Origin of the sequence: Actinoplanes sp. NPDC051861 (assembly GCF_040681145.1) — a bacterium.
Taxonomy (GTDB): Bacteria; Actinomycetota; Actinomycetes; order Mycobacteriales; family Micromonosporaceae; genus Actinoplanes.
Genome location: NZ_JBFAYE010000029.1, coordinates 30076 through 55083 on the forward strand (window position 1 = coordinate 30076; position 25008 = coordinate 55083).

At 70.3% G+C, this 25008-nt stretch carries 27 protein-coding genes; 16 read left to right on the top strand and 11 right to left on the bottom strand.

Going from position 1 to position 25008, the window contains the following annotated elements; genetic code table 11:
• Positions 1-3: 3 nt before the first annotated feature.
• The 4 genes from AB0M02_RS42465 to AB0M02_RS42480 form a co-directional block, all read right to left on the bottom strand.
• Positions 4-600, bottom strand: coding sequence for a TetR/AcrR family transcriptional regulator (locus tag AB0M02_RS42465; protein WP_364238156.1), 597 nt, complete (start codon positions 598-600; stop codon positions 4-6).
• A gap of 348 nt (positions 601-948) precedes the next feature.
• Positions 949-2136, bottom strand: coding sequence for an MFS transporter (locus AB0M02_RS42470; RefSeq protein ID WP_364238157.1), 1188 nt, complete (start codon positions 2134-2136; stop codon positions 949-951).
• A gap of 71 nt (positions 2137-2207) precedes the next feature.
• Positions 2208-2840: a futalosine hydrolase gene (locus tag AB0M02_RS42475; protein WP_364238159.1), complete on the bottom strand. Its 633-nt coding sequence runs from the start codon at positions 2838-2840 to the stop codon at positions 2208-2210.
• Entirely contained in the window at positions 2837-4444 is a 1608-nt protein-coding gene (locus AB0M02_RS42480) for an MFS transporter (protein WP_364238161.1), read from the bottom strand. Before AB0M02_RS42480 ends, AB0M02_RS42475 begins: the two co-directional genes overlap by 4 nt.
• Before the next feature lie 100 nt (positions 4445-4544).
• Here AB0M02_RS42480 and AB0M02_RS42485 point away from each other — a divergent pair, with 100 nt between their 5' ends.
• Positions 4545-5366, top strand: a complete 822-nt coding sequence (locus AB0M02_RS42485) for a DUF3027 domain-containing protein (RefSeq protein ID WP_364238163.1) — start codon at positions 4545-4547, stop codon at positions 5364-5366.
• Here the strand turns inward: AB0M02_RS42485 and AB0M02_RS42490 are convergent.
• Complete coding sequence (locus AB0M02_RS42490) at positions 5363-5575, bottom strand: DUF2530 domain-containing protein (RefSeq protein ID WP_364238263.1); 213 nt, start codon at positions 5573-5575, stop codon at positions 5363-5365. The two genes, AB0M02_RS42485 and AB0M02_RS42490, sit on opposite strands and share 4 nt — an antisense overlap.
• Before the next feature lie 203 nt (positions 5576-5778).
• Here AB0M02_RS42490 and AB0M02_RS42495 point away from each other — a divergent pair, with 203 nt between their 5' ends.
• From AB0M02_RS42495 to AB0M02_RS42510, 4 genes are all read left to right on the top strand, one after another.
• Positions 5779-7221 carry an NCS2 family permease gene (locus AB0M02_RS42495; protein ID WP_364238165.1) on the top strand — a complete coding sequence of 481 codons (1443 nt, stop codon included), beginning with the start codon at positions 5779-5781 and terminating at the stop codon, positions 7219-7221.
• 123 nt (positions 7222-7344) lie between these two features.
• Positions 7345-7779 (top strand): MarR family transcriptional regulator, encoded by a 435-nt coding sequence (locus tag AB0M02_RS42500; protein WP_364238167.1) that lies wholly within the window; start codon positions 7345-7347, stop codon positions 7777-7779.
• A 71-nt stretch (positions 7780-7850) separates the two neighbouring features.
• Entirely contained in the window at positions 7851-9158 is a 1308-nt protein-coding gene (locus AB0M02_RS42505) for an MFS transporter (protein WP_364238169.1), read from the top strand.
• A 71-nt stretch (positions 9159-9229) separates the two neighbouring features.
• Positions 9230-9682 carry a hypothetical protein gene (locus tag AB0M02_RS42510; RefSeq protein WP_364238171.1) on the top strand — a complete coding sequence of 151 codons (453 nt, stop codon included), beginning with the start codon at positions 9230-9232 and terminating at the stop codon, positions 9680-9682.
• Here AB0M02_RS42510 and AB0M02_RS42515 read toward each other — a convergent pair.
• Complete coding sequence (locus AB0M02_RS42515) at positions 9640-9999, bottom strand: hypothetical protein (protein WP_364238172.1); 360 nt, start codon at positions 9997-9999, stop codon at positions 9640-9642. The genes AB0M02_RS42510 and AB0M02_RS42515 overlap by 43 nt on opposite strands.
• Positions 10000-10021: 22 nt before the next feature.
• Here AB0M02_RS42515 and AB0M02_RS42520 point away from each other — a divergent pair, with 22 nt between their 5' ends.
• Positions 10022-10609: a TetR/AcrR family transcriptional regulator C-terminal domain-containing protein gene (locus AB0M02_RS42520; RefSeq protein ID WP_364238173.1), complete on the top strand. Its 588-nt coding sequence runs from the start codon at positions 10022-10024 to the stop codon at positions 10607-10609.
• A 6-nt stretch (positions 10610-10615) separates the two neighbouring features.
• On the opposite strand, the gene thpR is transcribed toward AB0M02_RS42520, so the two are convergent.
• The 4 genes from thpR to AB0M02_RS42540 form a co-directional block, all read right to left on the bottom strand.
• Positions 10616-11149, bottom strand: coding sequence for an RNA 2',3'-cyclic phosphodiesterase (gene thpR, locus AB0M02_RS42525; RefSeq protein WP_364238264.1), 534 nt, complete (start codon positions 11147-11149; stop codon positions 10616-10618).
• Positions 11098-12156: a septation protein SepH gene (sepH, locus tag AB0M02_RS42530; RefSeq protein ID WP_364238175.1), complete on the bottom strand. Its 1059-nt coding sequence runs from the start codon at positions 12154-12156 to the stop codon at positions 11098-11100. Before sepH ends, thpR begins: the two co-directional genes overlap by 52 nt.
• A gap of 187 nt (positions 12157-12343) precedes the next feature.
• Complete coding sequence (serC, locus tag AB0M02_RS42535) at positions 12344-13474, bottom strand: phosphoserine transaminase (RefSeq protein ID WP_364238265.1); 1131 nt, start codon at positions 13472-13474, stop codon at positions 12344-12346.
• A complete protein-coding gene (locus tag AB0M02_RS42540; protein ID WP_364238176.1) occupies positions 13467-14573 on the bottom strand; it encodes a citrate synthase 2 in 1107 nt (368 codons plus the stop codon). The genes serC and AB0M02_RS42540 overlap by 8 nt, the downstream gene beginning before the upstream one ends.
• Positions 14574-14749: 176 nt before the next feature.
• Here AB0M02_RS42540 and pdxH point away from each other — a divergent pair, with 176 nt between their 5' ends.
• The 7 genes from pdxH to AB0M02_RS42575 are packed head-to-tail and all read left to right on the top strand — an operon-like array spanning position 14750 to position 20554.
• Positions 14750-15394: a pyridoxamine 5'-phosphate oxidase gene (gene pdxH / locus AB0M02_RS42545; protein ID WP_364238178.1), complete on the top strand. Its 645-nt coding sequence runs from the start codon at positions 14750-14752 to the stop codon at positions 15392-15394.
• 32 nt (positions 15395-15426) lie between these two features.
• Positions 15427-16677, top strand: coding sequence for an MFS transporter (locus AB0M02_RS42550; RefSeq protein ID WP_364238266.1), 1251 nt, complete (start codon positions 15427-15429; stop codon positions 16675-16677).
• A gap of 10 nt (positions 16678-16687) precedes the next feature.
• Positions 16688-17608: an aldose 1-epimerase family protein gene (locus AB0M02_RS42555; RefSeq protein ID WP_364238180.1), complete on the top strand. Its 921-nt coding sequence runs from the start codon at positions 16688-16690 to the stop codon at positions 17606-17608.
• Positions 17608-18225 (top strand): nitroreductase family protein, encoded by a 618-nt coding sequence (locus AB0M02_RS42560; RefSeq protein ID WP_364238182.1) that lies wholly within the window; start codon positions 17608-17610, stop codon positions 18223-18225. The genes AB0M02_RS42555 and AB0M02_RS42560 overlap by 1 nt, the downstream gene beginning before the upstream one ends.
• A 58-nt stretch (positions 18226-18283) precedes the next feature.
• Entirely contained in the window at positions 18284-18580 is a 297-nt protein-coding gene (locus AB0M02_RS42565; RefSeq protein WP_360932998.1) for a type II toxin-antitoxin system VapB family antitoxin, read from the top strand.
• 37 nt (positions 18581-18617) lie between these two features.
• Positions 18618-19793, top strand: a complete 1176-nt coding sequence (locus AB0M02_RS42570) for an acyl-CoA dehydrogenase family protein (protein WP_364238184.1) — start codon at positions 18618-18620, stop codon at positions 19791-19793.
• Positions 19794-19843: 50 nt separating this feature from the next.
• On the top strand, positions 19844-20554 hold the full coding sequence (locus tag AB0M02_RS42575; RefSeq protein WP_364238186.1) for a DUF4230 domain-containing protein: 711 nt from the start codon (positions 19844-19846) through the stop codon (positions 20552-20554).
• Between the two features lie 9 nt (positions 20555-20563).
• Here AB0M02_RS42575 and AB0M02_RS42580 read toward each other — a convergent pair whose 3' ends face one another.
• Positions 20564-20770 (bottom strand): PspC domain-containing protein, encoded by a 207-nt coding sequence (locus tag AB0M02_RS42580; RefSeq protein ID WP_364238188.1) that lies wholly within the window; start codon positions 20768-20770, stop codon positions 20564-20566.
• A gap of 185 nt (positions 20771-20955) precedes the next feature.
• Between AB0M02_RS42580 and AB0M02_RS42585 the strand changes: the two genes are divergently transcribed.
• The 3 genes from AB0M02_RS42585 (at position 20956) to AB0M02_RS42595 (ending at position 24974) form a co-directional block, all read left to right on the top strand.
• Positions 20956-22818, top strand: coding sequence for a DUF5941 domain-containing protein (locus AB0M02_RS42585; protein WP_364238190.1), 1863 nt, complete (start codon positions 20956-20958; stop codon positions 22816-22818).
• Between the two features lie 290 nt (positions 22819-23108).
• Entirely contained in the window at positions 23109-24410 is a 1302-nt protein-coding gene (locus tag AB0M02_RS42590; RefSeq protein WP_364238192.1) for an ABC transporter ATP-binding protein, read from the top strand.
• Positions 24411-24491: 81 nt separating this feature from the next.
• Positions 24492-24974 (top strand): ATP-binding protein, encoded by a 483-nt coding sequence (locus AB0M02_RS42595; protein WP_364238194.1) that lies wholly within the window; start codon positions 24492-24494, stop codon positions 24972-24974.
• The last annotated feature ends 34 nt before the right edge of the window (positions 24975-25008 follow it).

Below are 25008 nucleotides of genomic sequence, written 5' to 3' on the forward strand. Positions count from 1 at the left end.
GGGTCAGCGGCGGAGTTGGTCGACGAAGCTGGTGGCGAGGCGGGACAGGCGTTCGGCGCGGCCCTCTTCGGCCCAGCCGTCGACGAGGCTGAGCAGGGTGCTGCCCTCGACCAGGATGATGAAGTCGTCGATCACGGCCTCGTCGTCCACGCCGGTGCGGAGTTCGTCCAGCTCGCGGGCCTCGCGCAGGCAGTTCCGCAGGTGAACGCGGATCTCCTGGTGCGAGCTGCGCCGTGACTCGGCCAGCCGGGGGTGTGACAGGGCGGCGCCGGCGAACGCGACGTTGACGTGCGCGTCGGCGGCCCGTTCCTCGTCCAGCGGGAGTACGGCCTCCAGTGCGGCGCGTAGCCCGGCCAGGCCGTCCAGGTCGCCGCCGATCCGGAAGGCGCGCTCCACGATCCGGTCGTAGACGGCCTTCTGCGCGGCGACCAGGATGTCGTCCTTGCCGCCGAGGAAGTGGGCGAGCACGCTCAGCGAACAGCCGGCCTCGTCGGCGATCGCGCGGGTTGTGGTGCCCTCGACGCCGCGGACCCGGACCACCCGCCAGGCGGCCGAGAGCAGCTCCGCTCTTCTCAGGTCGTGGTCCACCAGCCTGGGCACGCGGCCAGCTTAGCCACGTGCGGCTCCCACCCCCGCTCCGCACCCAAACCCCACACGCTCGAACACCGCAACCTTGCGTGTGGAGTTGCGCCCCGCTCCGCACCCAAACTCCACACGCTCGAACAGCGCGACCTTGCGTGTGGAGTTGCGCCCCGCTCCGCACCCGAACTCCACACGCTCAGACAGCGCGACCTCGCGTGTGGAGTTGTGCCCCGCTCCGCGCCCGAACTCCACACGCTCGGACAGCGCGACCTTGCGTGTGGAGTTGTGTCCCGCTCCGCGCCCGAACTCCACACGCGATCCTGCCGGCGGGGCGGCAGAGGGGGTGACCGGGCGACTGGGTGGCGTTCAGGTGCGGGACAGGCCGTCGTCGCGTACCGGGAAAGGGGTTTTCAGGGTGCGCAAGCGGCGTGCCAGCGGGAGAGTGGCGATGACCGCGACCACCGGGATGAGGAAGGCGATCTGCAGGCCTACCGGTTCGGAGAGGGCGCCGAGCAGGACCGCGCCGAGGAGTGCGCCGCCGTAGTTGAAGAGGTTGACCTTGGCGATTACCTCGTCGCTGCTGGTCGCGGCCGCTTCGCCGGCGGCGCTGAACGCGAGCGGGACCAGTACGCCGACGCCGATGCCCGCGATGGCGAAGCCGGTGATCGCGGCGGCGGTGGTGGGGAGTGTGGCTACCAGGCCGCAGCCGATGCCGCAGGTGGCGAGCGCGCCCAGAGCGATGGGTGTGCGGCCGGCGCGGGGGACGACGTGGTCGGCTACCAGGCGGCTGATCAGAACGGCGGCCTGGTAGGCGGCGTAACCGAGCGGGGCGACGGAGGCCGCGGTGGCGAGGGAGTCCTGGAGGTAGACCGAGCTCCAGGTGCTCACGGCGGAGTCGACCAGGAAGGCGGTGAAGATCAGCATGCCGCAGACCCAGATGACCGGGCGGACGGCGCGGCCGCCCTCGGCGTGCACGGTGGCGGCTCGCTGGGTGCGGCCGGGTTCGAAGGTGCGCCAGCCGATCAGGCCGACCAGTACGGCGAAGGCGGCGGCGATGCCGACCGCGAGCTCGGCAGCGGCGCCGATCTTCAGGACGCCGGACATGAGGAGGGCCGCGGCGATGGCGGCGGCGGTGTACGCGGCGAAGAGGCGGCTCATCACGCTGCGCCCGAGTCGTGCCTGGACGAGGACGCCCTGCATGCTCAGGGAGGCGTCGACGCCGCCCAGCCCTACGCCGTAGATCAGCAGGACGGCACCGAAGACCACGTTGGGGGTGGGCACGGTGGCGGCGGCGAGTCCGGCGCCGATCAGCAGAAGGCCGCTGGCCAGGGCGTACCGGCTGCCCCAGCGGGCGGCGATCCGGTCGGCGAGGACCGAGCCGCCGGCGGCGGCAACGCAGACGAGCAGGAGCATCGCGGAGACGAACGTGTCATCGATGTGCTGCCGGTCCTTGAAGGCCGGGAGCGCGGTGACCAGGGCGGCATAGCCGAGGCCCTGAGCGGCGTACCCGGCGCCGATCAGGCGGGCGCGCGCGCCGGCGCTCATCTCGCTCATCGAGCCTCGATTCCGATGTCAGTGACGACTGTCACGCAGCATGCCGGGCGCGATCAACAACGGCAATACATTCAGGGGAGTGTCGCCAAAGCGGGTCCGGCGGCACGCAACGCGGCGAACGCGTCGGTCAGGCGCCAGGCCGCGCGGTCCCGCGGGCCGATCGGGTTGGAGATCGTCCGCAACTCGGCGAACGGCACTCCGGCGGCCGCGGCGGCGCTGGCCACGCCATAGCCCTCCATGGCCTCGGCGACGGCGTCGGGGAAGCGTGCGGCCAGGCGGTCCGCGGTGGCGGCGGTGCCGGTGACCGTGCTCAGCGTCAGCACCTCGCCGGTCACCGCGGACGGCAGGGCCTCCCGCAGCGCCTTGAGCAGCGTGGGGTCGCACTCGACGCGGCTGCTGCCGAATCCCAGCTCCTCGACCGGCAGGAATCCGTCGGGGGTCTCGGCGCCCAGGTCGGCGGCGATGCTGCGGGTGGCGAGCACGGTGCCGCCGACCGGGGCTCGTCCGGGGAAGCCGCCGGCGATGCCGGCACTGAGCACCGCGCGGTAGGAGCCGGTGGCGAGCAGGCGCGCGGTTCCGGCGGCGGCTGCGGCGGGGCCGACGCCGACGGCCTCGACCAGGGCCAGGTGCGGGTCGATCTCACTGCGCAGGGCGTCGGCCTCGGCGGTCACCGCGGTCACGATCAAGAGGGGGTACGGGATCACGCGTCCTCGTTCTTTCCGGGTTCTCCCGTGCTGGACGGCCGGTAGACGTGGAACCCGGGCGGCGCTGCCTGGTCGATTTGCTCCTTTTGCGGCTTTTGTTCCTTCGGTGGCCTCTGCTCGGTTGCCGTGGCTGTGCGGCGGCGCCGTTTCGGTGGGGCGGCGGGAGTGGGGTCGGGGACGGCCGGTGCCTCGGGCCACGGGTCGGTCGCGGTGATGACCGTGGAGTCGTCAGGGTCGGGCGGGGGAGCACCCGGGCGCCCGGCGAGGCGCTCGTTGCGCAGCCGCGCGGCGGCCCAGGCGGCGCGGCCGGCCGCGAGTGCGCCGATCAGGGCGGCGAGGCCCACGCCGAGCCGGCCGGTGAGCGGGATCAAGCCGAGGCCGCCGCCGGCCACCCAGGCCAGCATGAGCACCGTCTCGGAGTGCGCGAACGCGGTGGCCCGCTGCTTCTCCGGCACCCGCTCCTGGATGCTCGCGTCGACGGCCAGCTTGCCGATCCCGCTGAAGATCGCGATGAGCAGCGCCAGCAGGGTGACCATCGCGAGGTTGTAGAAGACCGTGGCCAGGACCGCGACGCCGGCGGTGACCACCAGGCCGCTGGACTGCAGCGCGAGCGGCCGGCGAATGGTCAGGCTGGTCCCGGCGGCGGTGGAGAGGAAGGTGCCGAGCGCGAGCGCGCCGCCGACCACGCCGACCGCGGCGCCACGGCTCATCTCCAGCCCGAGCACCGAGGTGTCGAGGTCGCCGCCCATGATCGCGAAGGTCAGGAAGAGCAGGAGGTAGCCGTAGAGCAGCCGCAGGCTGGAGCTGCCGATCAGGCTGGCCAGGACGAGGCGTTCGGAGAGTGGGCGCTCGCTGCCGCCGACGCGCAGGACGGTCCGCCACGGCCGGGGCATCGCCTCCGGCGGGTCGGAGTCGGCGCGGGGCGGCAGGCGCAGCGCCACCACGACGCCGATCATGAAGATGATCGTGGCGACCCGCAGCGGCCACTGTGGCCCGAACTTGAAGGCGAGCAGACCTATGGGTGCCACGAGGGCGCCGGCGAACGTTCCGTACACGCTGGCGCGTGCGCCCACCTGGGACAGTCCGACACCCTCGGGCAACAGGCGTGGCACGGCGGCTGAGCGGGCCACCCCGTACGCCCGGGAGAAGGCGAGCACCCCGAACGCGGCGGGATAGAGGCCCCAGCCGAGCAGGTTGTCGGACATGACGTAGGCGAGGAAGGCCCGGCCCAGCATGGTGACGGCCAACGCGTACCGCCGGCCGTGCCGGAAGTGGTCGAGCAGCGGGCCGACGACCGGCGCCAGCAGCGCGAACGGGATCATCGTGATGAGCAGGTAGAGGCCCACCTTGCTGCGTGCCTCGCCGAGCGGCACGCTGAAGATGGTCCCGGCCAGTCCGATCGCGATGAGAGCGTCGCCCGCGCAGGAGATCGCGTGCAGGTCGAAGAGCCGGATCATGCCGACCTCGTTGGCGGCGCCGCGGGCCCGCGCCGAGCCGACGCGGCGGGTTGCCCAGGCGCTGCCGCGCATGGAACCGCGCACCACCAGCCGCACGGCCTTGATACCGGTGCCGACGGTACGTCCGAGGGTGGGAAGCAACGGCATGGAACCATCCTGACTGATGCGGGCGACCCGCGCGTCGTTCGGCGCCCGCTTATTGGGGAGTCGTTGCGGGACACCTGGTTCGGTAGGCAACAATGGGCGGGTGACCTCCAGGACCACCTCTCGCGCCGCCCGACTCGACCAGGTCTGTGCCGATGCAGTCGGGGTGGCTCGCAGTGCCATCACCGAAGTGGACCCCAGCGACATCGGTGAACATCTGGATGCGATCGCCGAAGGCGACCGTGTCGTTACTCACTTCTTCGAGAGCCACCTGGACGGCTACCGGGGCTGGCGCTGGGCCGTGACGGTTACCCGGGTGCCGCGCAGCCGGCACGTCACCATCTGCGAGACGGTGCTGCTGCCCGGGCCGGACGCGCTGATGGCACCCGGCTGGGTGCCGTGGAACGAGCGGGTTCAGCCCGGCGACCTCGGCGTCGGCGACCTCATGCCGACCGCGCCGGACGACGACCGCCTCGCGCCGGGCTATGTGCTCAGCGACGACGCCGCCGTCGAGGACGTGTCCTGGGAGATCGGCCTGGGCCGGTCCCGGGTGATGTCACGCGACGGCCGGCTCGACACCGCCCAGAGGTGGTATGACGGGGAGTCCGGCCCGGAGGCGGCCATCTCGACCGCCGCGCCGCGCAACGCTCGCTGCGGCACCTGCGGCTTCTACCTGCCGCTCGCCGGGACGCTGCGGCAGATGTTCGGCGTCTGCGGCAATCTGTACGCGCCGGACGACGCCCGCGCGGTCAGCGCCGATCACGGCTGCGGCGCGCACTCGGAGGCCCTGCTCAGCACCGCCGAGCAGCCGGTCGACGAGCTGCCGACGGTGTATGACGACAGTGAGGTCGAGGCGGTGGCGGTCAGCCGCGGTCACGGCTCGGTGGAGTCGGGTGAGCCGGCCGAGGATTACGGCCACAGCTAGGCCTGGTCGACCACGTGGAACTCCGGGTGCGTGAGCGCCCGGCGGCGTTTGCGGTTCCGGTCGTGCACGACCATCGTCAGCGTGCCCGGGATGCCCCAGAGCAGGCCTGCGACGCAGATCTGGATCCAGTCCTGCGGCGCTCCGGCCAGGAGCAGGATCAGCAGGGTGACCGCGAACGCGGCGACGCCGGCGAGCGCGAACGGCAGCATCGGTGGATCCAGCGGTTCGGGCCGTGGTTTCGTCCCGGTCACCACGGTGAGGGCCGGCAACGGATCGCCGGTGTGCGTGGCGGGAGACAAGTCACTCACTCCGCCAGGGTAAGGCCATTACGCACCGCATCGGTGCAGCGCGTGAGAGTTGTAACATCAGTTCGCTTTTGCCGAGGTAGTTGCATCTGAAAGCATGCGCGACCATGCCCCTTGACACTGAATCACCCCCGAAGAACAGCTTCGATCGCTTCTTCGAGATAACCAAGCGCGGGTCCACGCTGAGCCGTGAGATCCGCGGTGGCTTCGTCACGTTCTTCACGATGGCCTACATCGTCGTGCTGAACCCGCTGATCCTCGCGGGCGGCACCGACTCGACCGGCGCGCACCTGCCGCTCGCCGCTCTCGCCGCCGGGACCGCCCTGGTCGCCGGCCTCATGACGATTCTGATGGGCGTGGTCGCGCGCTTCCCGCTGGCGCTGGCCGCGGGGCTCGGCGTGAACGCGCTGGTGGCGTACGAGATCGCGCCGGAGATGACCTGGGCCGACGCGATGGGCCTGGTGGTCATCGAGGGTGTGCTGATCGCCATCCTCGTGCTGACCGGCCTGCGCACGGCCGTCTTCAAGGCGGTGCCGACGCAGCTCAAGACCGCCATCGGCGTGGGCATCGGTCTGTTCCTGATGATCATCGGACTCGTCGACGCCGGCTTCGTGCACCGGATCCCGGACGCCGCCAACACCACCGTCCCGGTCGAGCTCGGGCTGGGCGGCAAGCTGATGACCTGGCCGACGTTCGTCTTCGCGATCGGCCTGCTGTTCACGCTGGTCCTGTTCGTGCGCAAGGTGAAGGGCGCGATCCTGATCGGCATCCTGGGCACCACGGTGCTCGCGATCATCGTGGAGGCGATCGCGGGTCTCGGCCCGGCGATCACCAACCCGCACGGCTGGTCGCTGAACGTGCCGAAGCTGCCCGAGCAGATCATCGACACGCCGGACCTGTCGCTGATCGGCGAGTTCAACGTGCTCGACTCCTGGTCGCACGCGGGCGTCCTGGTCGTCATCATGTTCATCTTCACGCTGCTCGTGACCGACTTCTTCGACACCATGGGCACGATGGTCGCGGTCGGCCAGGAGGGTGAGCTCCTCGATTCCGAGGGCATGCCGCCGCGTACGCGGGAGATCCTGCTCGTCGACTCGATCGCCGCGGCGGCCGGTGGTGCGGCCAGTGTGTCCAGCAACACCTCGTACGTGGAGAGCGCCTCCGGTGTCGGTGAGGGCGCGCGTACCGGTGTGGCCAACCTGGTCACCGGCGTGCTGTTCCTGCTCGCCATGTTCTTCGCGCCGCTCGTCAAGATCGTGCCGTTCGAGGCGGCCTCGACGGCGCTGGTCGTGGTCGGCTTCCTGATGATCACGACGGTCCGGCAGATCGACTGGTCGGACTACACGATCGCGATCCCGGCCTTCCTCACCGTGACGCTCATGCCGTTCACGTACTCGATCTCCAACGGCATCGGGGCCGGGATCATCTCGTACGTGGTGTTGAAGGCGGCCACCGGCAAGGCGCGGGAGATCCACCCGCTCATGTATGGCATCTTCGTCCTGTTCATCCTGTATTTCGCCCGAGGTCCCCTCGAGGCCTGGATCCTCTGACATGTGCGTGAATGACCACCGTCATCGGCGTGCGCTACGGTGCCGGTGACGGTGGTCATAGTGGCTGTCCGATGTCGTTAGCCATGCTCATTAGCTAGGCTAAGTATTGTGATGGAGCGGGTGATGACGACGGAGCGTACGACAGCGGAACCGCTGGCCAAGACGCTGCGGGACGCGATCACCCGACTCGGCCGCCGCGTCCGCCAGGCCCGGCCGGTCGGTGATCTCACGTTCAGTCAGCTCTCCGCGTTGACCAGCCTCCAGCTGGCCGGTGCGCTGACTCCCCGTGAGCTCGCCGACGTGGAACGGGTCCAGCCTCCGACGATGACCAAGATCGTCGGCAAGCTGGAGGAGCGTGGGCTGGTGGCGCGGACACCGCACCCGACCGACGGGCGCCAGGTCATCCTGGCCGCCACCGACGAGGGCCGCGCGGTGTACGCACAGTACGAGCGGGCACGCAACGAATGGCTGGCCAAGCAATTGGAGCAGCTGAGTCCCGAGGAACGGGCAACCCTGGCACAGGCTGCGGAGATCCTGCAGCGCGTCGCCCGCGGCTGAGCCTTCCCCGCACGGTCGTTCCGCTTCGTCACACGACGATGACGCGTACGACCACGAGGGGGCGCAGCCACGTGCGGGCAGCCTTGAACAGCACATTCCGATCTCTGCAGGTCCCGAACTACCGCCTCTTCGCCGGCGGGCAACTGGTGAAGCTGATCGGCGTGTGGATGATGTTCACGGCCCAGGACTGGCTGGTGCTGGAACTCTCCGACAACTCTCCCGGGGCACTGGGGATGGTGACGGCGCTCCAGTTCGTACCCGTCATGCTCCTCACCCTCTGGAGCGGCCGCCTGGCCGACCGGTACGACAAGCGCAAGTTGCTCATCGCGGCGAATGCCGCCTTCGCCGTCTTCGCAATCGCCTTCGCGGTGCTGGTCACGACCGGTGTGGTCGTGCTCTGGCACGTGTTCCTCTTCGCGCTGCTGCTCGGCATCGCCAACGCCGTCGAGACCCCGGTCCGGCAGTCGTTCGTCTCCGAGCTGGTCGAGCTGCGGCTGCTGCCGAACGCCCTCGCGCTCTCGGCGGCCACCTTCAACGTCGCCCGGATCGGCGGGCCGGCGATGGCCGGTGTGCTGCTCGCGGTGCTCTCCACGCCCGGCGTGTTCCTGATCTCCACGGCACTGGCCGTCGCGCCGGTCTTCACCTATCAGCGGATGCGCGCGGCCGATCTGCTCCGCACCGAGCGCAAGAAGGGCGCGAGCGCCCGGGTGATCGACGGCCTGCGGTACGTCGGCAAGCGGCACGACCTGCTGCTGCCGATCTGCCTGATGTCCGTGGTCGGCATGATCGGCTTCAACTTCCCGGTGACCCTGGCGGCTCTCGCGAAAATCAATTTCAACGCCGGCCCGTCGTCGTTCGGCCTGCTCACCACGGCCCTGGCGATCGGCTCGCTGGGTGGTGCGCTGGCCGGTACGCGTCGCCGCACCCGTCCCAGCGTCTACAAGGTGATCGCCGCCGCCCTGCTGTTCGGGCTGTTCGAGATCGCCGTCGGCTTCGCTCCGAACTTCGTGGTCGCCGCGGTGCTGCTGGTGCCGACCGGGTTCTTCTCGATCTACCTGGCACAGGGCGCCAACCACCGCGTGCAGATGGGCGTCGACCCGGCGTTCCGCGGCCGGGTGATGGCTCTGTACGTGCTGGTCTTCCTCGGCACCACGCCGATCGGCGCGACGCTGGCCGGGTGGTGGGGTGAGCGGTTCGGGGTGCCGTCGAGCATCTGGGTCGCCGGTCTGGTGAGCTTCCTGGCCGCCGTGGGCGCGCTGATCTGGCAGCTGCGGGTCAGCCGCCAGCGGATCGAGGTGCACGTGCGGCCGAAGGTGAACGTCCGGCTCGCCCCGCCGAGGGCGCACGCCGAGCCGGTCACCGATTCGGTTCCCGTTTGATCGCACTTCCGACGCAAGCTGGCAGTACATGGGTATTCCGGCCAGGCCTGCAGGGGCCTAGCGTCGAAATCGTGGCGATCGTGCAAATGGCTGTGCTGTCGGCGGCGCTCTCGGCGCTGCTGGTTCTGCCGTGCGCGGCGGCGCTGCTCCTCAGCCCCGACACACGCATGATGCGCCGCCTGTTCAGCCGTCGCGGCCGTGCGGAGTTGCGGGCACTGGACAGCACGCTGCGAGCGCTCGACCTGGAACCCCGGCTGGCCGAGCTCGACGATCCGGCGATCGAGCAGATCGCGTACGACCTGCGGCGGCTGGACCGGTTGCGGCGCAGTGGGCTGACCCGCTCGTCGCAGGTGTGGCTGGCGGCGGTGCTGACGGCGTACGACATCCGGCTCCAGCTGGCGTGCCGGCAACTCGGCGTGACCGAGCACCTGCAGCCGCTCGACGGGGTGGATCGGGAGATCGAGCGGGTGCGGGTGGAGGGTCAGCTGGAGGCGGCCGGGTTGACGCTGCGCCGCCCGGAGTAATCCCTCGCCAGGGCGACGGCCAGGGCTGCCGCGGTGACGGCGCCGACCAGGCTCGGCAGGCCCAGCTCGCCGCGCACCGCGTAGGAGAGCACGGACGTGGTCAGGACGCCTGCCGCGTAGCCGAAACCGATGATGAGGGTGCCGGTGGCCGCTGCCGGGTTGGGCATCACGGCGCCGGCCAGCAGGACCGCGCACAGGATCAGGTCCGGGACCAGGAACAGGTTGTCCCCGCGCCAGGAGTCGTGCAGGAACAGGAAGACGAAGGTGCTCAGGCTCAGAACGGCCGCGGCAGCGCGGCCCAGCATCAGGAGTCGCATGTCTACAGTGTAGACTACGGTGGTGCCGCTTTCGTCATCCCTCATCGCCCGCGCGGCACTTGAACTCGGCGACCGCGACGGTCCGGCAGCCATGTCCATGCGCCGCATCGCCGCCGATCTCGGCTGTGACCCGATGGCCATCTACCGGCACTTTCCCAACCGTGAAGCGCTGCTCGACGCGGTTGCTGACCTGGCGCTCGCCGAGGTCGCCGCCCCCGACCCCGCGGCGGGGTGGGACTCGCGGGTGCGGGAGATCCTGACGTCGGCGCGTGCCGAGGCGCTGCGCCATCCGGGGATCGCGGCGCACATCGCGTCGCGGCCTCCGCTCGGCGCCAACGGCCTCCGCCTGGCGGCGTCGCTGAACGGGGCGCTCGCGGAGGCGGGCCTGTCACCGTCGGGCGTGGTGCACGCGGCCCAAGCTCTGATCGCTTACGTCGCGGCCGCGTTGGCCATGGCAAACCAAGCGGGGGTACGCGACGCGCGCTGGTCGCAGGTGAGCAGCGCGATGATCGGCCTGCCGGGGTCGGAGTTGCCGGTGGTGGGGTCGGTCGAGCAGTTCGAGTACGGCCTGCGCCTGCTGATCAACGGCATCCGCGCGGAGGTGTCCTAGCGCCCGTCATGCGGGCCAGGTGTGCAGGCGGTGGTATTCGCCGGTGGTGCTCCGGACCAGGGCGAAGTCGTGCACCTGCCAGGACGGGCCGGTGTAGTCGCGCAGCGCGTCCCGGATGGCGGGGTCGAAGCGGTAGGAGACGGTCAGGTGGGGACGAAACGGGCGTTCGTCGATCGGGAAGCCGGCCTTGGTCAGGGTGGTGTGGATGCTCTCGCGTAGGGCGGCCAGGCGGTCGACGTCGCCGGCCAGGCCTGCCCAGAGGACAGTGCCGAAACGGCCGCCACCGGCCAGGCCAAGGGTGAGGGGGCCGGGTGTCGGTGTGCCGGTGAGGGCTCGGGCCACGTCGGCTGTGTGATCGTCGGGGACGTCGCCCAGGAAGGCGAGCGTCACGTGCCACTTCTCGGGGCGGGTGGGCCGGCTGCGCGGTGGCAGCCGGCGTTTCAGGTCGAGCCGGGCCTGTTCGTCGGGGAAGACCGCGACGAACAGGCTCAGGAGGACTCCCGGGCGGCCGGTCCGCCGCCGAACAGCACGTCGTCCCAGCTGGGGAGCCGCTTGCGAGGCTTGTTGCTCTCCTCGGTGGAGTCGGCGTTGGCCTGGTTGCCCTGACCGACCGTGCGCCGCGGCCGGAGGACGGCCAGCGACGGGACGGCCGGCACCTCTTTCGGCAGGTCGGCGTCGTCGTCGAAGGCCGAGCCGGAACCGCCACCGAGCAGGGCCGCGGCGCCGCCGGCGACCGGACGGCGCGCCGGCTGCTCCAGGCTGCGGCCGGAGCTGCCCTCGAGCGGGCGGTCGAGCGAGGCGAGCAGCGCGTCCCGGCCGGCCCGGATCGGGTCGCGGTTGGAACGGGCCGGGATCGAGTCGGCGGACGGCAGGCCGTGCCCGCCGCGGGTCGGCTCGGTGCTGCGGGCCGGGCCGGGCAGGCCGTGGCCGCCGCGCTCGGGCGCCGGCTCCTGGCCGAGGATCTGGGTGGGACGCTCGGCACACAGGTATTGCGCCATGTCGTCGTGCGGCGACACCACCTGACGACCCTTGTCCAGGTCCCAGATGGCCTGCGCGGTGGCCTTGCCGGACGGCCAGGTGGCGACGATGCGCCAGGTGCCGTCGTCGCGACGGAACGCGTCCCAGGAGATCTTCTCGGTGTCGATGCCGTGCTGGGCGAGCCGGCTGTCGACGACCTCGGCGAGCGGCTGCCCGGAGTCCGACGTCTTCAGCCGGGTGCGGCGGGCGTGCTGTGCGAGCATGGCCCGTTCCTGCAGCACCGGGCCGGCGTAGCGCAGGACACGGTCGACCGGCACACCGGCGATCCGGGCGACGTCCTCGGCGGACTCACCGGAGCGGATGCGCGCCTGGATGTCGCGGGGTGACAGAGACGGCGCCGAATCCGGCGCCATGACCGCCACTGCCATCCCGGGTCCGGTCTGGGGTCCCTCGTTCAACGCTCCGGAGATCCGGTCGTCGATGGGGAGAGCCAGGAGCCGGCCGACCTCGTCGGCGAGCACCAGGGCGTGACCGTCCTCGGAGAGGGCGACGAAGCGTACCGGCCGCATGCGTTGCCTCCGTCCCGTCGCGTTGGCCTGTGCTCCCGAGAGTCAGCCACCCGGGCGCGTTTCGGAACACGGTACGCGCCTTGGTCACCCAATGGGGTAAGCCACGCCGTCAAACTGGCTGGTGTCCGGTTGTCAACTCTGACGCTCGGGATCTTGGAGAGTTGTGCCCGCTTTCGATCCCCAACGGTTACAGGCGCTCGGCGACGTAGTCGATGCAGGTCGTCAGCGCGGTCACGTCCGAGGGGTCGACGGTGGGGTAGAGGGCGATCCGCAGCTGGTTGCGGCCCAGCTTGCGGTACGGCTCGGTGTCCACGATGTCGTTGGCGCGCAGGACCTTGGCGATGGCGGCGGCGTCGATGCCGTCGGCGAAGTCGATGGTGGCCACGGCGGCGGAGCGCAGCGCGGGGTCGGTGACGAACGGCTCCGCGTACGAGGACTTGTCGGCCCAGCCGTAGACGGCGGCCGCGCTCTCGGCACTGCGCTTGACCGCCCAGGGGAGGCCGCCCTGCGCGTTCATCCAGTCCAGCTGGTCGGCGGCGAGGAAGACGGTGGCCAGGGCCGGCGTGTTGTACGTCTGCTCGAGCCGGGACTGCTCGATCGCGGTGACGAGGTCGAGGAACTGCGGGATGTACCGCCCCGTGCCCTTGATCTCGAAGGCGCGCTCGATGGCGGCGGGTGACATCAGGGCCAGCCAGATGCCGCCGTCCGAGCCGAGCGCCTTCTGCGGTGCCAGGTAGTAGACGTCGGTCTCGTTGAGGTCGACGTCGAGGCTGCCGCCGCCGGAGGTGGCGTCGGTGAGGATCAGCGCGCCCGGGTCGGCGCCCTCGACACGGCGGACCGGGACGGCGACGCCGGTGGACGTCTCGTTCTGCACGCTGGCGTAGACGTCGACGCCGGCCTCGGCGGTCAGGAAGGCGGCCTGGCCACCGGGCGCCCGGTGCACGGTCGGCTCGACCAGGAACGGCGCGTCGGCCACGGCCTGCACGAACTTCGCGCCGAACTCGCCGAACTCGGCGAACTGGGCCTTGCTGCGGACCAGCCCGAACGTGGCGACCTCCCAGAACGCGCTGGTGCCGCCGTTGGCGAGGACGACCTCGTAACCCTCCGGGATCGAGAAGAACTCGGCGAGGCCGCGGCGCAGCCGTGCGACCTGGTTCTTCACGGTGCTCTGCCGGTGAGACGTACCCATGAAGGTGCGGGACACCGCGGAGAGCGCCTCGACCCCTTCTGGCCGGACCTTGCTCGGCCCGGAGCCGAAACGTCCGTCGACGGGTTTGATCTCTTCAGGGATCCTGATGTCAGCAGCCACGTCAGAGATTATGCGTCAGCTGACTCCAGCCCTCGACCTCCTGCGGCTTTCGGGGTGCGGGTCCCACATAGTGGAGGCTGGGTCGCAGGATCCGGCCGAGCCGCTTCTGCTCGAGGATGTGCGCGCTCCACCCGGCCACCCGGGCGCAGGTGAACATCGAGGTGAACATGTGTGCCGGCACCTCGGCGAAGTCCAGCACGACGGCCGCCCAGAAGTCGACGTTCGTCCAGAGCTGCTCGGCGGGTTTGCGCTCGCGCAGCTCGGCCAGCGCGGCCGCCTCGAGCGCCTCGGCCACCTCGAACCGGGGGGCGCCCAGGTCCTTGGCGATGCGGCGCAGGACGCGGCCGCGCGGGTCCTCCGCACGGTAGACGCGGTGACCGAAACCCATCAGGCGCTCGCCGCGGTCCAGGACATCCTTCACATACGACTCGGCGTCGCCGCTGCGCTCCACCGCCTCGATCATGTGCAGCACCCGGGTGGGCGCGCCGCCGTGCAGCGGGCCGGAGAGCGCGCCGATCCCGGAGGAGATGCAGGCGGCCGCGTCCGCGCCGGTGGAGGCGACGATCCGCGCGGTGAAGGTGGAGGCGTTCAGCCCGTGCTCGGCGGCCGAGATGAAATACGCGTCGACGGCCTTGACGTGCCGCGGGTCGGGCTCGCCGCGCCATCGGCGCATGAACCGCTCCACGATGGTCTCGGCCTTGTCGATGTCCTTCTGCGGCACGGCCGGCAGGCCCAGCCCGCGGGCCGCCTGCGCGACGAAGGACAGTGCGGTCACCGACACCCGGGCCAGATCGGAGCGGGCCTGCTCGGAGGTGATGTCGAGCATCTGGGAGAGCCCCCAGTAGGGCGCGAGCATCGCGACCGCGGACTGCACGTCGACCCGGATGTCGCCGGAGTGCACCGGGACCGGGAACGGCTCGGCGGGTGGCAGGCCCGGCCCGAACTTGCCGTCCACCAGCAGGCCCCAGACGTCGCCGAAGGAGACCTGTCCGATCAGGTCCTCGATGTCGACGCCGCGGTATCGCAGCGCGCCACCGTCCCGGTCGGGCTCGGCGATCTCGGTCTCGAAAGCGATGACGCCCTCGAGCCCCGGCTTGAAGTCGGACACGGCACTCCCTGGGGAACCGAACTGCGGTGAGTGATTCATCTTGCCCGCCGGGTAACCGCACGGTCGACCCGTCGCGATTGTGCTCTCGATGACACCCATCCTGGTTCAACTGACTCTTTACGTGGGGCGACTTAACGTCGTTGCATCCGAATCGAAGCCGTCTGCAGGGAGCGCGCATGAACGCATCGCCCGCCGGAATGCGCCGTGACTACACCGAGCGCGGGCCGCTGCTGGAAAGTGCGCTGGCACCGGACTGGGCGGCGCAGTTCGCCGACTGGTTCGCCGCGGCGACGGCCTTCGGCCTGCCGGAACCCAACGCGATGATCGTGGCCACGGCGGACGAGAGGGGGCGGCCGTCGGCCAGGACGGTTCTTCTCAAGGGGTACGACGAGCGCGGTTTCGTATTTTTCACGAACTATGAGTCGCGGAAGGGCTCGGAGCTGGGCGCGAACCCGTACGCGAGCCTGGTCTTCCCGTGGTTCCCGATGCAGCGCCAGGTGATCGTGACCGGGGCGGTGGAGCGGGTGACCCGAGCGGAGACCGAGGAGTACTTCGCGTCCCGCCCGCGCGGCTCCCAGCTCGGCGCGTGGGCCAGTCCGCAGTCGCGGGTGCTGGCCGGCCGGGAGGACGTGGAGGTGGGCCTGGCCGCGGCGGCCGAGCGGTTCGCGGACGGCTCGGTGCCGCCCCCGCCGCACTGGGGAGGGTTCCGGGTCGTGCCGGACGCGGTGGAGTTCTGGCAGGGGCAGAGCAGCCGGTTGCACGATCGGCTGCGGTTCCGGCGTACGGACGAGCGCTGGACCGTGGAGAGGCTCGCACCTTGAGTCAGGAGGTCGAGAGGGAGCCGAAGTCGTGGATGATCGACGTACGGCCGCTGCGGCTGTCGACGTTCCGGCGTACCTGGGTCGGTAACGGGGCGTCGTACTTCGGGTTCCAGTTCACGGCGGTCGCCGTACCGGTGCAGATGTGGGCGATCACCGGGTCGCCGACGTGGGTGGGCCTGCTGGGCGTCGCGGGTCTCGTACCCCTGCTGATCTTCGGTTTGTGGGGCGGTGCGGTCGCCGACGTGGTGGACCGGCGCAAGCTGCTGCTGGCCGGCTCAGTGCTGACCTGGGTGATCACGTGTGCGCTGCTGGTGCAGGCCCTGCTCGGGATGCGCAGCGGGCACCTGCTGCTGGCGCTGACCGCGGTGCAGTCGGCCGGGTTCGCGATCAGCTCGCCGGCCCGGCAGGCGATCGTGCCGCGGATCGTCCCGGAGGCCCTGGTGCCCGCGGCCAACACGCTCAACTACACGGCCATCACGGCCGGTGGGGTGCTCGGTCCGCTGGCCGCCGGCGTGATCATGGGGATCTGGTCGACCGGCACCGGGGTGATCGTGGCGTACGCCCTCGACGCGCTCCTGTTCACGGTGACGTTCTGGGCCACCTGGCGGCTGCCGCCGATCCCGCCCGCCGAGCACCAGGAGGGCGAGGACCGGCCCACGGCCGGTCTGCGCGGTATCGCGGCCGGCCTGAAGTTCCTGGTCACTCAGCCGGTCCTGCTGCTCTCCTTTGCGATCGACCTGATCGCCATGGTGTTCGCCATGCCCCGCGCGCTGTTCCCGGCGGTGGCCGAGACCCAGTTCGGCGGTGGAGCGGCGGTCGGCTGGCTGTACAGCGCGATCGCGATCGGTTCGATGATCGGCGGCCTGACCTCGGGCTGGATCGGCCGGGTTCGCCGGCAGGGACTGGCGCTGGTCGTGGCCGTGGTCGGCTGGGGTGTCGCGATCGGGTTCTCCGGGCTGGCGAACCAGCTGTGGCTGATGGTGCTGCTGCTCGCGATCGCCGGTGCGGCCGACCTGGTGAGCGCGGTCTACCGGCAGACGATCATGCAGACCTTCGCGCCCGACCGGCTGCGCGGGCGACTGCAGGGCGTCTTCACCGTGGTGGTGGCCGGTGGTCCCCGACTGGGTGATCTGCGCGCCGGCGCGACGGCCGACCTGACGAGCGTCACAGCGTCCTGGTCGGGCGGTGGTTTCGCCGCGGCGGGCATGGCGGTGCTGCTCGCGGCGGTGTCGCCGGCCCTGATCCGCTACCGGCCCGACCGGGAAGAATCCGAGGCCCGATAGTGTCGCGGGTATGAGCGCAGAGGCAGCCCCCAAGTCCGGGGCCCAGTGGTCGATCGAGGCGGACGGGCACCGCGCCGTCGTGACGGAGGTCGGTGGCACGCTCCGGGCATATTCCGTGGAGGGCGTCGACCTGCTCGACGGGTTCGGCACCGACGAGATCGCCCCGGGTTCGGCCGGTCAGATCCTCGCGCCCTGGCCGAACCGGATCCGCGACGGGCGCTACGTCTTCGAGGGCGTGGAATATCAGCTGGCGCTCACCGAGCCGTCCCGGCACAACGCGATCCACGGCCTGGTCAACTGGTCCTCGTGGCGGCTCGGCGACCAGTCCGCCGGTTCGGTGACCCTGGAGTATTCGCTGCCTCCGCAGGTGGGTTACCCGTGGTCGCTGTTGTTGCGTACGCGGTGGTTGGTCTCGGCTGACGGACTGCGCTGCGACCAGGAGGTGGTGAACACCTCCGAGTCGAACGCCCCGTGGGGGTATTCGGTGCACCCGTACCTTCGCCTGCCGGGCGTGCCGGTCGAGGAGACCGTGCTGCAGGTGCCGGCCAAGAGCCGCGTCATGGCCGACAACCGCCTCCTGCCGCTGGGCGCGGTGAAGGTGGCCGGCTCCGAGTTCGACTACGCCGAGCCGCGCCGGATCGGCAACCAGGTGCTGGACACGACGTTCGGCGACATCGACTTCGACGCCGACGGGATCACCGCGGTCACCCTCGCCGACCCGAACTCGGACCGGCGGATCGTGGTCTGGGCCGACGAGAAGTTCCGCTACTGGCAGGTCTACTCGGGCGACACCCTGCACGGCGAGCGGTTCCGCCGCTCGGTCGCGGTCGAGCCGATGACCTGCCCGCCGGACGCGTTCCGGACCGGCCGGGACCTGGTCGTGCTGGAGCCGGGACAGACCTGGACCACGTCCTGGGGCATCCGGGCCTGATGGAGTTCGACGAGGTGGTCCGCCGCCGGCGGATGGTCCGCGGTTACGACCCGGACCGCCCGGTGCCGCCGGAGCTGGTCGACAAGATCGTGCGGCACGGGCTGCGGGCACCGTCGGCCGGCTTCTCCCAGGGCTGGAGCTTCCTGGTGCTCACGTCGCCCGCCGACCGGGAGCTCTTCTGGTCGAGCACGGCGGAGAAGGACGGCGACCCGGGCGGCTGGCTGGACCGGATGCGGACGGCGCCGCTGATCGTCGTGGCGCTCTCCAATAAGTCGGTCTACCTGGATCGGTATGCCGAATCGGACAAGGGCTGGACGGACCGGGACGAGTCGCACTGGCCGGTGCCGTACTGGGACATCGACACCGGATTCGCCGCGCTGCTCATGCATCTCACCGCGGTCAACGAGGACCTCGGGTCGTGCTTCATCGGGCTGCCCGCGAACACGTTGAGCGACTTCAGGAACGCGTTCGGTGTCCCCGCGGAGTTCACGCCGATCGGTGCGCTGACGATCGGCTATCGGGGTACCGACAAGAGGTCCCCGTCACTGCGGCGTGGGCATCGTCCGGTGGCCGATGTGGTGCATCATGGCCGGTGGGCTTCGGCGGGCGAGCCCTGACCGCCACGCGGCTACGCTGGCATGCGAACGCACGATCTCACGGAAAGGGGCAGCCGCCGTGATCTTCAAAGCGGTCCGGGACGGAGCCCCGTACCCCGATCACCACACGACGCTGAAGGCGTGGGCCGAGATTCCGCCACGCCCGATCCGGCTCGCGGATCTGATCACCACGAAACGCGAGCTCGCGCTCGACAAGCTCCTCGCCGAGGACTCGACGTTCTACGGTGACCTCTTCCCGCACGTGGTGGAGTATCACGGGGCCCTCTACCTGGAGGACGGCCTGCACCGGGCGCTGCGTGCGGCACTCCAGCAGCGCAACCAGATTCACGCTCGCGTATTAGTAGTCGAAGACTGACACAGCGCAACGGCCGATCACCCCTTAGCTTGAATTCATGGGTGTCAGACCGCTTGACCTGCTGGATCTTGACGGACTCCTCACCGACGACGAGCGCGACGTGCGCGCGCAGGCCCGCCGCGTGGCCGACGATCACATCCGGCCGGACGTGGCCGAGTGGTACGACAGCGGCGACGCACCGATCCGCGAACTGGCTCTGGAACTGGGCAAGGCCGGTCTTCTCGGCATGCACCTGACCGGGTACGGCTGTGCCGGCACCTCCTCGGTCAGCCTCGGCCTGGCCTGCATGGAGCTGGAGGCCGCCGACTCCGGCATCCGTTCCCTGGTCTCCGTGCAGGGCTCCCTGACCATGTACGCGATCTGGCGCTACGGCTCCGACGAGCAGAAACAGCAGTGGCTGCCGGGTATGGCCGCCGGACGGCTGCTCGGGTGCTTCGGCCTGGCCGAGCCCGACCACGGCTCGGACCCGACCGGCATGTCCACCCGGGCCCGCCGCGACGGCGACGACTGGATCCTGGACGGCGTCAAGACCTGGATCCTCAACGCGCCGATCGCCGACGTGGCGGTGATCTGGGCGCGCGCCGAGAAGGGCGTGACCGGGTTCGCGGTGCCCACCGACATCACCGGCTTCCAGGTCCGCGAGATCAACCACAAGATGTCGCTGCGCGCGTCCAGCACCGGCGAGATCGTCCTGGACGGGTTGCGCGTGCCGGAGAGCACCCGGCTGCCCGGCGTGCGCAGCCTGATGGCGCCGCTCTCGTGCCTCACCGAGGCGCGGCTGAGCATCATCTGGGGTGTCCTCGGCGCGGCCCGCGACTGCCTGGACACCGCCCTGGACTACGCGGCCGCCCGTGAGCAGTTCGGCCGTCCGATCGCGAGCTTCCAGCTCACCCAGGCGAAGCTCGCCGACATGGCGGTCGAGTTGCAGAAGGGCTTCCTGCTCGCCCTGCACCTGGGCCGGCTGCGAGACGCGGGGGACAAGCCGCTGCGCCCGGAGCAGGTCAGCGTCGGCAAGCTGAACAACGTCCGGGAGTCCCTCAAGATCGCCCGCGAGTGCCGGACCATCCTCGGCGGGAACGGGATCCGGCGCGAGTTCCCGGTGATGCGGCACGCCAGCAACCTGGAGAGCGTGCTGACGTACGAGGGGACGTCGGAGATCCATCAGCTGTCGATCGGCCAGAAATTGACCGGACTGAACGCATTCGCCCGGTGACCTGTCCTCTCCGGATGCGAAATGTCGTACCCGGTACTTACCGTTGAGTCATGGCAACCTCACCGGATGTCGACGAGCCGACCAGGGAGTACCCATCGGTCCCCGAGGAGCGGAAGCCGAGCGGTTTCGCCCGGCTCCTGATCTTCGTCGGCTTCGTCTTCGCGCTGATCGTCCTCGCGTGCCTCGGGCTGCGCGCCATCAACGTGCTGCCCACGTTCGACAACCCGTTCGAGGACAAGACGGTCGACCGCAGCCAGCCCGTGCTGCTCCAGTCCATGCGTGACCTGCAGCGCTACGTGGCGGCCGACGGCACCTTCCAGGTCATCGTCGACCTGGAGCAGAGCAAGGAGAACATCCCCGACTTCCTGGTCGGCCGGCGGACGCTGTTCGTCGGTTCGGGCACCGTCGAGGCCTATGTCGACTTCGGCGCGCTCACCGGTGACGGTCTGAAGGTCGACGAGGAGAAGCAGTCGATCGCGCTCACGCTGCCCGCGCCGGAGCAGTCCACGGCCGCTCTCGACATGAAGAAGAGCTACGTCGTGGCCGAGGAGCGTGGCGTGCTGACCAGCATCGGTGACGCGTTCGGCAACGACCCGAACAAGCAGCAGAAGATCTATCAGCTCGCGCAGGAGCGGATCACCCAGGCCGCCAAGGACAGCGGGCTGGACCAGCGGGCGAAAGAGAACACGCAGCGGATGCTGGAGAGCCTCTTCGCCCGCCTCGGCTACACCACCGTCACAGTGACGTTCGCCAACCCGTGATTCTCAGGCTCACGACTCGTTGGGCATGAGGGCCCAGAGGATCAGGTACGCGACGAACTGCGGGCCCGGCAGCAGACAGGAGACCAGGAACAGCAGGCGGACCATCCCGGCCGACATGCCGAAGCGGCGTCCCAGACCGGCGCAGACTCCGGCGATCATGCGGTTGTGGCGGGGGCGGGTGAGAGTACGGGTCTTGAGGTTGTAGGACACGATCATCCGCTCCTTCAGCAATGACAGTGGCTGTGTGCCACCGCCACTTCGACGGTAAGTACCGGGGCGGGAGCGTCCCTCAGTCTCCAGGTGGATACCGCAGGTCCAGCTCCCGTAAGGGTGACCCGTACCCGGTGGACGCCCGCTGTTAACCTGGACCGCATTTCGGGCGCTCACGAGGAGTGAAATCGGTGACCCTTGCCCTCCTCTATGCCCCGGCAGGCGACGCCTTACCCATCGCGGACGCCGATCGGCTCGCCGAGGACCTGACCACCGCGCTGCACTCCGCCGGGGCTTCGGTGATCGACCACCCGGCCAGGAACGAGGACGTCACCGGCCATCTGCGCGAGCTCGCCCGGCAGGCCCGCGAGGCGCACGAACCACTGCTGATCTGCCCGGACAACCTGGTCGCGCACGGCAGCCTGCTCTGGACCCTGGCCACCGAGCCGGCCGGCCGCAGTACCGTACTGGTCGCCCCTGATCCGGGCGGCGATCTGCGGGAGGACCGCGGCCGGGTGGTTCCCGCCGAGCCGGGCACCGGCACCGTGCGGTTCCTCGGCGCGATGTGCGTGGCACCGGCCGATCTGCCGCTGCTGGAGAAGGTCGCCGACTCCGACGACCTGCTGCCCGCGCTGATCGAGGCCGGTCTGGCGCCGATCGCGACGCGCATCCGGCTGCTGCACGCCGAGCAGGTGAACACCGGGGAGGAGCTCGCGGCGGCACGGGACGCGGTCGCCGCGGTGGACGAGGACGCGGCGCGCCTGCGGCTCGCGGTCAAGGAACAGGACGACTTCTTCACGACGTACGCGGTGAGCAGCTGGTCGCCACTCGTGACCAAGGCTGCCGCCCGCCTCCGGCTCACCCCGACCGGGGTGACGGCGCTGTCCGTGCTGTTCGCGGTCGCCGCCGCGCTCGCCTTCTGGCAGGCCTCCCGGCTCGCGATGGTCGCCGGCGGCGTGCTGCTCTATCTCGGCTTCGTGCTGGACTGCGTGGACGGGCAGCTGGCCCGGTACACGAGGCGGTTCGACGCGTTCGGCGGCTGGCTGGACACGATGGCCGACCGCGCCAAGGAGTACGCGGTGTACGCCGGTCTGGCAGCCGGTGCGGAGCGGATCGGCCTGCCCTACGCGTGGCCGCTGGCGATCACCGCGATCATCCTGCAGACCGCCCGCCACATGACCGACACGTGGTACGGCGCGCTGCACGACGAGGCCGCGATCCACCCGGCCGCGCCGGCCTCCGGCGGGGTCGGCGCACGGCTCTCGGCCGCCTCGGTGAAGGCGCAGAGCCAGCGCGGGTCGCTGGTCTACTGGGCGAAACGGATCGTGGTCTTCCCGATCGGCGAGCGCTGGGCCCTGATCGCCGTCCTGGCGGCCCTGACGAACGGGCGGGTGACGCTGGCCGCGGTGGTCGGGTTCGGACTGCTGGCGGCGGCGTACACGCTGGCGCTGCGGTCGCTGCGCGCGCTCTCGATGCGGGTCGGTGTCCTGCACACGGTCGACACGATGCGGCACCGGGACGACGGGCCGCTGGTGCGGGCCGTGCTGAGCCGGGCCGGGATCGGCCGGCCGCTGCCGCTTGCCGCGCTCGCCGTGGTGTGGGCGCTGGCCACGGTGGGTGTGTTCGCCGCCGGTGAGCCGTCCGCGTGGTTGCTCGCTCTGCTGATCCTGCCGGTTGTGGCGTGCGGGCTCCCGGCCCGGTCGCGGCACGGCGGGGCGCTGGACTGGCTCGTGCCGGCCGCGCTGCGGGCCGCGGAGTACCTGATCGTGGTGGCGGTCGCGCTTTACGGCTCGGTGCCGCCCGCGGTGGTCTTCCTGTTGCTGTTCACGCTGGCGCTGCGCCACTACGACCTGACCGCCCGGATGGAGAAGGGCGCGCCGGCGACCGGTGCGGGTGCCGCGTTGCTCGGCTGGGACGGCCGCGTTCTCCTGCTTGTCCTAGCCGCGATTGCCGGATATGCGACTCACGGCATTGCGATCCTCGCGGTGTTTGTCGGCGGCGCTTTCGCGGTCGTTGCGATCAAGGACTGGCGTACCTCTCGCACCGCTGCCTGAAATAGATTTTCACGGCCGGCCGGGGCCACGATCTTCCCAGGTAAGACGGTCCGCCGTGGGTGCATAAAAGCGATTTGCATGGTGCACACATAGGCATGTCGGGCATGTCTCTTCTTGCTGTGAACGTGCACAGTCGACCTCCTGAAGTTCAGATCTCCGTAATCGATTGATCACTATGTGCGAATGGCACTTTCGTCCGATGGCAAAGCATCGAAGGCACTCGCAGAGTTAGGGCCCGATCGCCGACCGTCGTGGGCCTCGGGATCGCACGCAGAACGGGGAGGTTGACGGTGTCCACCGTCGCACTCAAGGACGTCACGAAGATTTGGCCGGACGGCACGTATGCCGTCGACAACCTCAGCCTGGACGTGCAGGACGGCGAGTTCATGGTCCTGCTCGGGCCGTCAGGCTGCGGAAAGTCGACCGTGCTCCGCATGATCGCCGGGCTGGAGGACCCCACCGAGGGTGAGATCCTGCTGAACGGTGATCCGGTCCTCGAGCTGCCCCCGCGCGACCGCAGTATCGCGATGGTCTTTCAGGATTTTGCGCTCTATCCGCACATGACCGTGGCGGAGAACATCGGCTTCCCGCTCAAGCTCTCCGGTGTCGAGCCGGTGCCGCGACAGGACCGGGTCGGCACGGTGGCCGGCGCGCTCGGCATCGGCGAGGTGCTCGGCCGGCGGCCCAGCCAGCTCTCCGGCGGCCAGCGTCAGCGCGTCGCGATGGGCCGGGCGATCGTGCGCCGCCCCGGGATCTTCCTGATGGACGAGCCGCTCTCCAACCTGGACAGCGGCCTGCGTGCCGAGCTGCGCGCCGAGATCACCAGCATGACCCGCGAGCTCGGCGTGACCACGATGTACGTGACGCACGACCAGGCCGAGGCGCTGACCATGGCGGACCGGGTCGCGATCATGCGCAAGGGCATCCTCCAGGACGTCGGCACGCCCACCGACGTCTACCGCCGCCCGGCCACCCTCTACGTGGCCGCGTTCCTCGGCTCGCCGAAGATGAACCTCCTCGAGGCCGCCGTCTACGTCCACCTGGACCAGTACATCGCGCTCAACTTCGGTGAGCAGACGCTGTACATGCCGTGGAACGACCCGCGGGCCCGTGCGGTCGCCCGCTATCACGGTGAGCGGATCGTGGTCGGCATCCGGGCCGAGGCGCTCACCCCGGTCACGCCGCAGACGCCGGGACACATCTTCCAGGGGCGCATCCGCTATCTGGAGCACCACGGGCACGAGTCGCTGGCGTACCTGGACATCGGCGCCACCGCGATCGTGGTCGACGAGATGAGCGGCCCGATCCAGGACCAGGTGCCGAGCGGTGGCGCGCTCAAGCGCATCGGCGGCGCCCTGCAGCGCCTGACCCGACCAGCCCAGGCCGACACGCCGCGGGAGGAGCGATCCCGCTCGCGGGTCAGCGTGCTCAACGACCCGGGCCGGCACTCCCGGAAGCCGGCCGAGTTGGCGGTGCGGCTGGCGCCGTACCCGGCGGTCTCGCCCGGTCACCCCCTGGCCATCTCGGTACGCATGGACGCAGTGCACTTCTTCGACGAACGAGGAGACCGGATCGATGTCGGCTGGCGCTGACCACGAGACGCACGCCACTTCCGGGCGGGATCACCGATGCCTCCCGCCACTGAACGGCCACAGCGCGTAGGCTGCACGACGGTGGAGGACAGGATCGGTCAGAGCGTTCGCTCGGCTCCCGGCACGGAGCCGAGAGAGCAGGCCGCGCCTCCGTCCGGGGAGCGCGTGCTGCTGGACCGCTCGTTCGGCCACGACGACATCACCGTCCTGCGGCACGAGGTCTCCGCGCATCTCGGCCCGCTCGGCCTGGGCCCGGACCGCCGCCACGGCTATCTGCTGGCCGTCAACGAAGTGATCACCAACGTGGTGCTGCACGCCGGCGGGACCGGACGGCTGGTGCTGCGGATCGAGAGCGGCTCGGTGTGGTGCGTGGTCACCGACGCGGGTCCCGGCATCCCCGGCGGCTATCTGACCGACCTGCGGGCGCCGGAGGCCTTCGAGGTCGGTGGGCGCGGGCTGTGGCTGGCACATCAGCTGTGCGACGACGTGACCACCGCGACCGGCCCGATCGGTACCTCGATCGGATTGCGCATGTCATTGGATGCCCTGCCGGGATCCCGGTGAACGAGCAGCTCGGGCGAGCTGCGAAACATCCCGG

Bases quoted from the DNA above. Each gene is read 5' to 3' on its own strand.
- AB0M02_RS42550 (WP_364238266.1), top strand. From the start codon at position 15,427: ATGATCGACGTACGGCCGCTGCGGCTGTCGACGTTCCGGCGTACCTGG.
- AB0M02_RS42515 (WP_364238172.1), bottom strand. From the start codon at position 9,999: ATGCGACTCCTGATGCTGGGCCGCGCTGCCGCGGCCGTTCTGAGCCTG.
- AB0M02_RS42490 (WP_364238263.1), bottom strand. From the start codon at position 5,575: ATGCTGCCGTTCGCGCTCGCCGGCGTCGCCGCGTTCGCGGTCACCCTG.
- AB0M02_RS42470 (WP_364238157.1), bottom strand. From the start codon at position 2,136: ATGAGCGAGATGAGCGCCGGCGCGCGCGCCCGCCTGATCGGCGCCGGG.
- pdxH (WP_364238178.1), top strand. From the start codon at position 14,750: ATGAACGCATCGCCCGCCGGAATGCGCCGTGACTACACCGAGCGCGGG.
- AB0M02_RS42500 (WP_364238167.1), top strand. From the start codon at position 7,345: ATGACGACGGAGCGTACGACAGCGGAACCGCTGGCCAAGACGCTGCGG.
- AB0M02_RS42570 (WP_364238184.1), top strand. From the start codon at position 18,618: ATGGGTGTCAGACCGCTTGACCTGCTGGATCTTGACGGACTCCTCACC.
- AB0M02_RS42580 (WP_364238188.1), bottom strand. From the start codon at position 20,770: ATGATCGTGTCCTACAACCTCAAGACCCGTACTCTCACCCGCCCCCGC.
- AB0M02_RS42575 (WP_364238186.1), top strand. From the start codon at position 19,844: ATGGCAACCTCACCGGATGTCGACGAGCCGACCAGGGAGTACCCATCG.
- sepH (WP_364238175.1), bottom strand. From the start codon at position 12,156: ATGCGGCCGGTACGCTTCGTCGCCCTCTCCGAGGACGGTCACGCCCTG.
- AB0M02_RS42480 (WP_364238161.1), bottom strand. From the start codon at position 4,444: ATGCCGTTGCTTCCCACCCTCGGACGTACCGTCGGCACCGGTATCAAG.
- AB0M02_RS42495 (WP_364238165.1), top strand. From the start codon at position 5,779: ATGCCCCTTGACACTGAATCACCCCCGAAGAACAGCTTCGATCGCTTC.
- AB0M02_RS42560 (WP_364238182.1), top strand. From the start codon at position 17,608: ATGGAGTTCGACGAGGTGGTCCGCCGCCGGCGGATGGTCCGCGGTTAC.
- AB0M02_RS42555 (WP_364238180.1), top strand. From the start codon at position 16,688: ATGAGCGCAGAGGCAGCCCCCAAGTCCGGGGCCCAGTGGTCGATCGAG.